Origin of the sequence: Halolamina salina (assembly GCF_042678005.1) — an archaeon.
In the GTDB taxonomy this organism is placed as follows: Archaea; Halobacteriota; Halobacteria; order Halobacteriales; family Haloferacaceae; genus Halolamina; species Halolamina salina.
Window position 1 is genome coordinate 46,872 of record NZ_JBHUDH010000035.1, and the last position, 9,257, is coordinate 56,128.

General features: G+C 69.0%; 6 protein-coding genes (1 of these 6 only partly in view). 2 read left to right on the plus strand and 4 right to left on the minus strand.

Annotation, left to right across the window (positions count from 1 at the left end):
* The 4 genes from ACFR9S_RS04550 to ACFR9S_RS04565 form a co-directional block, all read right to left on the minus strand.
* Positions 1-784: the 5' portion of an amidase gene (locus tag ACFR9S_RS04550; protein ID WP_379818151.1), read on the minus strand. Its footprint begins 683 nt before the window's first position; the window shows 784 of its 1,467 coding nt (coding positions 1-784); its start codon is at positions 782-784; its stop codon lies off the left edge, out of view.
* Between the two features lie 174 nt (positions 785-958).
* Positions 959-1,714 (minus strand): aspartate/glutamate racemase family protein, encoded by a 756-nt coding sequence (locus ACFR9S_RS04555; protein WP_379730935.1) that lies wholly within the window; start codon positions 1,712-1,714, stop codon positions 959-961.
* The gene (locus ACFR9S_RS04560) at positions 1,714-3,507 is read right to left on the minus strand and encodes a M28 family peptidase (RefSeq protein ID WP_379730934.1); all 1,794 of its coding nucleotides are present in this window, start codon (positions 3,505-3,507) and stop codon (positions 1,714-1,716) included. Before ACFR9S_RS04560 ends, ACFR9S_RS04555 begins: the two co-directional genes overlap by 1 nt.
* 411 nt (positions 3,508-3,918) lie before the next feature.
* The gene (locus ACFR9S_RS04565; RefSeq protein WP_379730933.1) at positions 3,919-6,774 is read right to left on the minus strand and encodes a DEAD/DEAH box helicase; all 2,856 of its coding nucleotides are present in this window, start codon (positions 6,772-6,774) and stop codon (positions 3,919-3,921) included.
* A 101-nt stretch (positions 6,775-6,875) separates the two neighbouring features.
* Between ACFR9S_RS04565 and ACFR9S_RS04570 the strand changes: the two genes are divergently transcribed.
* The gene (locus ACFR9S_RS04570; RefSeq protein ID WP_379730932.1) at positions 6,876-8,141 is read left to right on the plus strand and encodes a M20 family metallo-hydrolase; all 1,266 of its coding nucleotides are present in this window, start codon (positions 6,876-6,878) and stop codon (positions 8,139-8,141) included.
* 191 nt (positions 8,142-8,332) lie between these two features.
* A partial coding sequence (locus tag ACFR9S_RS04575; protein ID WP_379818152.1) for a 3-phosphoshikimate 1-carboxyvinyltransferase occupies positions 8,333-9,257 on the plus strand: 925 nt, incomplete at its 3' end.

Genomic DNA, 9,257 nt, shown 5'->3' on the forward strand with positions numbered 1-9,257 from the left:
GGTCGCAAGTCTTTTGAACAGTTCCGTACATTAGTGTACAAGTATGAACAGCAATGAGGTGGCGCCCGCGGTGCGGTCCATCCTCGACGCCGCCCGCGAGCGCGCCGATCTCGTCGTTGAGCTTGGAGAACTGGACGAACCCCGTCGTCGGGACGAGCCCCCGACTGGGTTTCAGCCCGACGACGCCACAGAACGAGGCGGGGAAGCGGACGGAACCGCCGGTGTCGCTCCCAAGCGCCACGTCCGCGAGCCCGTCCGCGACGGCCACCCCGCTACCGGCCGAGGAGCCGCCGGGCTGGTGGTCGGTGTCGTTTGGGTTCCGCGCCAGCCGGAACCGCATCGTCGCGGCGTCGCCGCCGAGCGCGAACTCGTCCATGTTGGCCTTCCCGACGATGCGCCCGCCGGCGTCGAGTATTCGGTCCACGACGGTCGCGTCCTCGGCCGGGACGTGATCGGCGAACAGCGGTGACCCGGCGGTCATCGGGAGGCCCGCGACCGCGACGTTGTCCTTGACGGCGACCGTCAGCCCCGACAGCACCCCTTCGTCGGTTCGCTGCAGGTCACACCGGGTGAGAAACGCCGCGTTCGGGTCGTCGTCGGTCGGGTCCCAGAACTCCCGATCGGGCGGACTCGGCGCTTCGAGTTCGTCGAGCCGGGCGACGAGGTCGTCCTGTGCCGCCATCGCGGCTGCCTGCTCCGCCGGGTCGAACCGGTCCGGGTCGAACCGTGCCCGCCGGGCATACGCTCCGATATTGTCGGCCGTCACGGACTGGTCGTCGTCCATACGGGTTCCTCACGACGGATCCACCAAATAGCTTCGCGGGGGCCAAGCGGCCGGGTGTCTCGGCGCTCTCTCCGAAACGCGGCTGCCCGTCGCAGCGATTAGTCATCACCGAAACGCGGCTGTCTGCCGCCGCGTTTCAGTCGTCACAGAGGCGCGGCTGGCCGTCGCCGCGCCTCAGTCGTCGGCCGCGGCGGCGGACCCACCCAACAGGTCGCCGAGCTTCTCGAACTTCGGCTCAGGGTAGGTTTTCGAGCTCTGGGCGACGCCGTGGCGTGCCCACGCGGCCGCCTGTTCGAGCGCGATGCTCGCGGGGTCGAGGAACGGCACGCCGACGCGCTCCTCGATCTCGTCGTGCCGCTGGGCGAACGAGAGGCTCATGCAGCCGGGGAACAGCGCCTCGGCGCCGTCCTCCTCGACGGCGGCCTTTCCCTCGCGTACCATGCGCTCGACGAGGTCGTCGTCGCCGTGATCGATCGACTCGACGGGGGCGTCGACGGAGCGGACGCTCACACAGCGGTCCGAGAGGTGGTGCTCGTGGGCCTGCTCGTAGCTCATCGGCGCCGTCGCTTCGAGGATGGTGAGCCAGGTGAAGCGGTCGGCGATCATCGCGGCGGTGTGGATGGTCGCTTCCGCCGGCCCGACTACCGGGATCGAGAGCAGTTCGCGCAGCGCGCGGATGCCCGGATCGCCGAAGCAGCCGATCACCAGCGCGTCGAACTCCGACTGGATGCGGTGGGCGGTCTTCATCGACCCGACGACACACCAGTACTCCTCGACGGCGCTCTCGATGCTGGTCGGGCCGGGACCGTCGGCCTCGACCACCGTCACGTCGACGTGGTCCGGCGTGAGTTCGTTCGCGACGCGCTCGCGGCGAGCCTGCTCGTCGTTCGGCAGGCCGACGCCGGGGACGAGGTAGCAGACGTCGACCATCAGGCACCACCCCCCATCGCGTCCGCGACGATAGAACGCGCCCGTTCCAGTTCGCCGACGACCGTGTTCTGCTCACGGGTGAGCTGTGTCTCGACGAAGCCGACCTCGTCGCCCTCGACGACCTCGAACTTCCGGGCGACCGAGAAGCGCGGGAACGGCTCGCGCCCCGTCGCCGGGTCCTGCTCGAACTGTCCGCGCTCGACGAGGTAGAGCCGAGTCAGCACTCTGGAGAGCGACGTGATCGTGTCGTTGGCCGTCGTCGCGTCGATCTCGCCCGCCTCCGCGGCGTCCTGGAACGCCTCGATCTCGGCTTTCAGCGCGTCCAGCCGGTTGAGCGTCGGCGAGAAGTCGAACCGGTCGCCCGCCGCCTCGTCGTAACGCTGGACGGCCTCGCGGAGCTTCGCGGCGGTCCGGGCGTGATCGAACGGCAGCACGTCCGCGTTCAGCACGCGGGCGACCGAGATCACGTACAGCCGGATGTCCCGCAGAAGCTCGTCCTCGCCGGCCTTCTCGAGGGTGTCGGTGGAGACGTGCCAGGCGTCGGAGTTGCCGCCGCAGCCGCCGACCGGGTGGTACCCGCGTTCCTCCCTGATCTCGGCCGGGATGTTCGAGGAGAGCATGAAGAAGCCGGTGATGCCGAGGTTGTCGAAGGAGTAGTCGCCCGCACGGTACGGGAAGTGCTCTTCGTACGGCGCGCCCGTCACGTCGTCGATCGCGTCGCCCACGAGATCGTGGGCCTCGGGCGTCCAGCAGGACATGTCGGTGTACTCGGTGGCGTCTTTCGCGCCGGGGCTGTCCATGTTGACCTGCGCGACGCAGCGCTCGGCCAGCTCCTGGGCGAACTGATCGGCGTACCACGTGGAGCCGGCGTATCTCCCGGTGGAGTGTCCGGGCCACCACGCGATCCGGAGGTTCCGGTCGAGTTCGTCACTGTGCTGCTCGAACACTCGGGCGGCCTCCAGCAGCCCGGCGTCGCCGGTCGCGTTGTCCGTCACCCCGACGTACCACGAGTCGTAGTGGCCGTGCAGCAGCACGAAGTCGTCGTTCTCGGGGTCGGCCTCCCCTTCGATCTCGGCGACGACGACCGGACACTCCATCCAGTCGGTCGTGAGGTCCGTCGAAAGTTCGATCTCGAGTCCCTCGTCGCTCTCGGCCCACTCCCGCAGCGTCTCGCCGTCGGGGCTGTTGACGTTGGCGATCGGCACGTCCGGAATCTTCTCGCGCTCGTCGTACCGGGGGGCACCGCCCCAGATCGGCGTCGCGATCCCGTTGTGAGGCTCGCGGTCGTGCTTGTGGATCGCGATCACGCCGATCGCGCCCTTCTCCGAGAGCTTCCTGACCGCGCGGATCGAGAGGCTGCCCGCCTTCGTGAGGGCGATCCGGCCCGAGAGGTCGCCGACGTCGTGGTACGGCTCCCGGGGGTCGTCCTCCTCCTCGAGCAGATCGCCGCCGGCGCTCCCGACGTACTCGACGGGACCGGAGACGGTCGTCGACGCCGAGAACGAGACGGTCTTGATCGGTCCGGGCTCGAACTCCTTCCCGATCGTCTCGATGGTCGCGCCGTGGGGCTGGCTGATGTAGAGTTCAGGCTCGTGGCGCCGGTACGTGACGCCGTTCGCGTCGAGTCGGTCACAGACGTAGTCCGCGGCCGCGACCTCGTCGTCGCTGCCCGACACTCGGTTCAGCGTGGCGAACTCCTCGAGGAGGTCCCACGGCTCGTCGATCGATACTTCGTCGTACAGGCGCTGCTCGAACTGGTCGAGGACGCCCCTATCGGTGGTCGGCTGGCTCATGCGTGGCTCGCGTTCGCGCGGTAGGGGAGGGCTCGGCATAAACATTGGTAAACGTCAACACGGGATCCGACATCGGCGCCGGTATCCCGAAAACGCCCGAGGGAAGTCGCTCGCGGGACAGAAACTGTGCCGAGGCAGATCGCGAAGGAAGTCTGTGGCAGTCAGTGGGCTCGGCGGCCGATCGAGATACTGTCGATCGAGGTTCCCGTTACTGCGGGGCACAGACTGCCCTTGAGGGGCCAGTTCGAGCAGTTTCTCGTTCGAGACCCAGTGATAAATCACATATCGCGATAGCAATTTCTACCGCGCCGAGGTCCGAGACGGGATGATGCAGAAGAGTGGATACAGACAGTTCGAGCGGAGAGCGTACAGATCAGCAGGGGAGCGGTCCAGATCTGACCGAGAGCCGAGTCACCAGAAGCTCTTGGTCCGTGCGTACTGCCGCTCCTGCTCCAGAATGTCCCGGTAGAAGTCGGCTTCGTCCTCCCGGAACTTCGCGATGATCCGCGCCGCCGTCTGCGGGCCGACCCCGCGGGCCGCCAGTGCCCGGACCGCCTTCATCCCGTGCTCCTGCACCAGATTGGCGGACTTGAACGCCTTCCGCGTCATACGGTCCTGCTCTTCGTCCTTCTGCTCGGCCCGGGTCGCTTTGACGACCTCGTCGGCCCAGGGGTTGAGCGCCGCGATCCGGGTCGAGCCACAGTTCGGGCACTCGATCGGCTCGCGGATCTTCCCCACCTCCTGCCGGCGGTTCCAGTCCTTACAGTGGACACAGAACAGCAGCACGCGGTCGCCCTCCAGTCGGTCACGGACCGTCTGGATCACGCTCGCGTCGGCGTCGTCCGGGACGAGGAACTCCCCGCCGGTCGAGCGCCCGCCCGCGCCGATGGGCGTGCGCTCGCGGGCGGTCGTCAGTTCGACGCTGCCGTCCTCGGACTGGATCGCCTCGAGCAGGTCTTTCGTCTCTTCGAGCGCCAGATCCTCGTGGAACACCTGTCGGAGCGCCTCCTCGTAGACGGGCGTGTCCTCCAGCGCGGCGAGCAGCCGATCCGCGCCGAAGCGCCCCTGTCCCTGATAGCGCTTGAGCGCGCCGAACTTGGCGGCGACGTGGCTGAGCGTGAACTTCAGCGCGTCGGAGTTCTTGAGCGCGAGTTCGATGATCGCCTCGACGTGGCTCGGGTCCGTCTCGCGTAACACCTCGTCGAACGCCGCGATGCCGACGCCGCTGGGGACCTCGAACTCGACGCGGTACGGGTCGACCTCCATTCCGACCGAGGAGCCCGTCCGCTGGCCGACCAGCGCCGAACAGAGCTTCCCGAGCGTCTCGTTCACCTGGTGGCCGTACGGGCTGTTGAGCACGACTGTCCGGCCTTGGGACTCGAGCACCAGTCGCTCCGCGGTGGGCACCGGCGCACCGGCTTCGACCTGCCGTTCGACCGGCTCCAGTGCAGTCTCGGCGGTCCCGACGTCGACCGGGTAGCGGGTCGTAAACTCCGACGCCACCGCGGAGAGCCTCGCTCCGTTCTCGAACTGCTGAGCCGCCACCTCGCGGTGGTCGCCCACCTCGTTCGCGACTGCCGCGGGAACGGGGATCTCCGACCCGACCCACGTCGGCACTTCGCCGCCCGGGTCCTGCACGGGCGAGACTTCGACGCGCTCCTCCTCGTCGTCGACGCGGTCGACGCGCCACATCTCGCCGCGCTGGACGAACACCGACCCCGGCTCGGCGAAGTTGACCACGAACCGCTCGTCCAACGATCCGATCCCGCGGCGGGAGGAGACGTCGTACACTTCGTACTTCTCCTCGTCGGGAATCATCGAGAGGTTCGCGTAGTAGTACTGCCACGTCCCGCCGGAGCTCTCGATGCGGTCGTGGTCCTCCTCCAGCCAGAGCAGCCGGTTCGAGGAGAGTTCGCGGACGACCTCGCGGAACGTCTCCTCGGGGAGGTCGCGGAACGGGTACGCTCGGGTGATCCGCTCGTACGCCTCGCGGGCGTCGATCTCCCCCTCGTCCATCAGCAGGCCGACGATCTGGTTCGCGAGCACGTCGAGGCTCCCCTCGTGGATACCCGCGGGTTCGACCTCGCCGGCGACGGCGCGGCGGGCGATCGCCATCGCCTCGCTGGCGTCGTCGGGGTCGGAGACGACGACGGTCCCGTTCGAGACCTGATCCCGGCGGTGTCCCGCTCGCCCAACGCGCTGGAGTAGGCGTGCGACCTCGCGCGGGGAGCCGTACTGCACGACGTGATCGACCCGTCCCACGTCGATCCCCAGTTCCATCGACGACGTGCAGACGAGCCCGTCGATCTCGCCGGCCTTGAACGCCTCCTCGACCTCGATCCGGGCGTCCTTCGAGAGCGAGCCGTGGTGGATCCCGATCGGCGCGTCGAGGCTCTTGAACCGCGAGCCGAGCGCCTCGGCGGTCTGTCGCGTGTTGACGAACACGAGCGTCGACTCGTTTTCGGCGACCACGTCCCGGACGAACCGGACGTGGCTGGCGATCTCGGGCTCGGTCGCGAGTTCGCCCGCCAGCTTCCGGTCGGACTCGGTGATCTCCGGGCGGACCACGTCGATGTCGATCTTCGAGCCGGCGTCGACCTCGACAATTCGGTAGTCCCGCTGCGTGCGCCGCTCGCCCTGTACGGCGCCGGTGAGGAACTTCGCCACCTCGTCGGGGTCGCCGACGGTCGCCGAGAGGCCGATCCGCTGGAACGGCCCGGAGAGTTCCCGAATCCGCTCCATCGCGATCGTCAACTGTGCCCCGCGCTTGGAGGCGGCGAGCTCGTGGACCTCGTCGACGATCAGGTGCTCCACGTCCGAGAGCGCCCGCCGGAGCTTCTCCCCGGTCAGCATCGCCTGCACCGTCTCGGGGGTGGTGATCAGCACGTCCGGCGGGTCGTCGGCCTGCTTGCTCCGCTGGTAGTCGGTGGTGTCGCCGTGGCGCACGTCGACCTCGAGATCGAGCGTCTCGCCCCACCACTCCAGCCGTTCGAGCATGTCGCGGTTCAGCGCACGGAGCGGGGTGATGTACAGCGCCGAGATGCCGTGTCGCTCCTCGCTCGCGGCGATCTGATCGAGCACCGGGAGCATCGCGGTCTCGGTCTTGCCAGTCCCGGTGGGCGCGATCACGAGCGCGTTTTCCCCCGCCGCCAGCGGCGGGATCGCCCGCCGCTGTGGCTCCGTCGGCGTCGAGAACCCCTGTTCGGAGAGGGCTTCCCGAACCGCCGGGCCGAGGTGGGTGAACGCGTCGACGCCGGCGTTCTCCATTCGTTCCGAAGGAGGCGGTCGCCGGGGTTAAGCACCACGCCTCCGGTGGGCCGTCCGCCGCGAGAGGTACTGGTAAGGCGCCCGCCCCGTCACAGTCGGGCATGGAGATCGACGCCGACCGCCTGCGGAGGGATATCGAACGCAACGCGGAGCACGGGGAGATCGAGGTCGACGAGGGGCGCGGGCGGACCGTCCTCACCGGGACCGACGCCAACCGCGCCGCTCGCGAGATGCTGGTCGAACGGATGGAGGATGTCGGACTGGACGTGACCGTCGACGCCGTCGGGAACGTCGCGGGGACGTGGGTACCCGAATCTGCCGACCCCGACGCCGCCCCCGTCGCGGCAGGGAGCCACGTCGACTCCGTTCCGGAGGGCGGCATCTTCGACGGCCCGCTGGGAGTGTACGCGGCGCTGGAGGCGGTGCGGGCGATGCAGGACGCCGGCGTCGAGCCGTCGCGGCCGCTGGTCGTGGTCTCCTTCACCGAGGAGGAGGGACAGCGCTTCGCCGACGGCTTACTGGGTTCGTCGGTCGCGGTCGGCGAGCGGTCGGTGGAAGAAGCGCTCGCGATCAAGGACGAGGAGGGGATCAGCCTCGAGGAGTCTCTCGAACGGATCGGCTTCCGCGGCGAGGGGCGACTCGACGCCGGCGACTGGGAGGCGTGGTACGAGCTCCACGTCGAACAGGACACCCAACTGGAGCGCGAGAGCGTCCCGGTCGGCGTGGTGACCACGATAACCGGGATCACTCACTGCGAGGCCGAGATCGTCGGGGAAGCGAACCACGCCGGCGCGACGGCCATGGACGAGCGGACCGACGCGCTCGCCGCCGCGTCGGAGGTGGTGCTGGACGTTGAGGCCGCCGCCAACGACGTGGTCGAGTCCGAGAGCGAGACCGCGGTCGGAACCGTCGGTTCGCTCTCCGTATCGCCGAACGCGACCAACGTCGTGCCCGGGAAGGTGGAGATGGGCGTCGACATCCGGGACGTGGAGTACCAGTCGATGCAGACGATCGTCGAGGCAACGCGATCCAGCCTCGCGATCGTCGAAGCCGACCGCGGCGTCGAGACATCGTTCTCGCGACCGTTCGACCTCGAACCGACGCCGATGAGCGAGTCGCTCCGCGCGGCCGCTCACCGCGCGGGCGAGGAGGCCGGAATCCGGACGATGGACCTCCACTCCGGCGCCGCACACGACACGATGCACGTCGCCGACGTGACCGAAGCGGCGCTGCTGTTCGCGCCGTCGGCGGACGGAATCAGCCACAACCCGCGGGAGTGGACTGACTGGGACGACTGCGCGAGCGCGGCGCGGGTGCTGGCCGGGGCGATGGCGGAGTCGGCAGGCGCCGACGTCGCTGGGGAGTAGGCACTGTCGACGCCCAGCGCAGTCGCTGGCGGCCTTAGCGAACAGGCGGCCCGGATCGACGCGAGACGGCTGGCCGCACAACCGCGAACCATCTCGCGGCGGTTCTCAGATCACACAGGGGGTGGTCCCGACATCGTACTTCAAAAACCGGCTCCGGTGGACTCATCCCCCCGGCAGTCACAGGGGGGAGCATGAAGCAACACGTCTCCCAATCTCGGGTCGCCGGCCGCTGTCGCGCACCGCCGTCGAAGAGTTACACGCACCGGGCGATCCTCGCCGCGGGCTACGCCGACAAGGCGACCGTCGAGAGTCCGCTCGTCAGCGCCGACACCCGGGCGACGATGCGCGCCGTCTCGGCATTCGGCGGCACGGTCGACCGCTCGCGACTCGAGGCGGGAACGCTCACGATCGAGGGGTTCGACGGGCGCCCCGCGGTGCCCGACGACGTGATCGACTGCGAGAACTCCGGGACGACGACCCGACTGGTGACGGCTGCGGGGGCGCTCGCCGACGGACTGACAGTCCTCACGGGCGACGACTCGCTTCGCTCCCGCCCCCACGGACCGCTGCTCGACGCGATCGAGGACCTCGGCGCACGCGCAGAGAGCACCCGCCGGAACGGGCAGGCGCCGCTGGTCGTCGGTGACTCCCTCTCGGGCGGGACGGTCTCGATGCCCGGCGACGTGTCCTCGCAGTTCATCACCGCGCTGCTGATGGCCGGCGCGGTCACCGACGAGGGAATCGAGATCGACCTCGAAACCGAACTCAAGTCGGCGCCGTACGTCGAAATTACGCTCGAGGTGCTCGACGCGTTCGGCGTCGACGCCGAACACACCGACTCGGGGTTCCGCGTCCCCGGCGGCCAGCAGTACGCCCCCTCGGGGGGAAGCTACGCGGTGCCGGGCGACTTCTCCTCGATCTCCTACCTCGCCGCCGCGGGGGCAGTCGCCGCAAACGGGGGCGAGGGCGTCGTCGTCGAAGGTGCCCAGCCGAGCGCGCAGGGTGACACCGCGATCGTCGAGGTCCTCGACCGGATGGGTGCCGAGATCGACTGGGATCGCGAGGCCGGCGAAATCCACGCCGCGGGCGGCGACCTCTCCGGGGTCGAGGTCGACG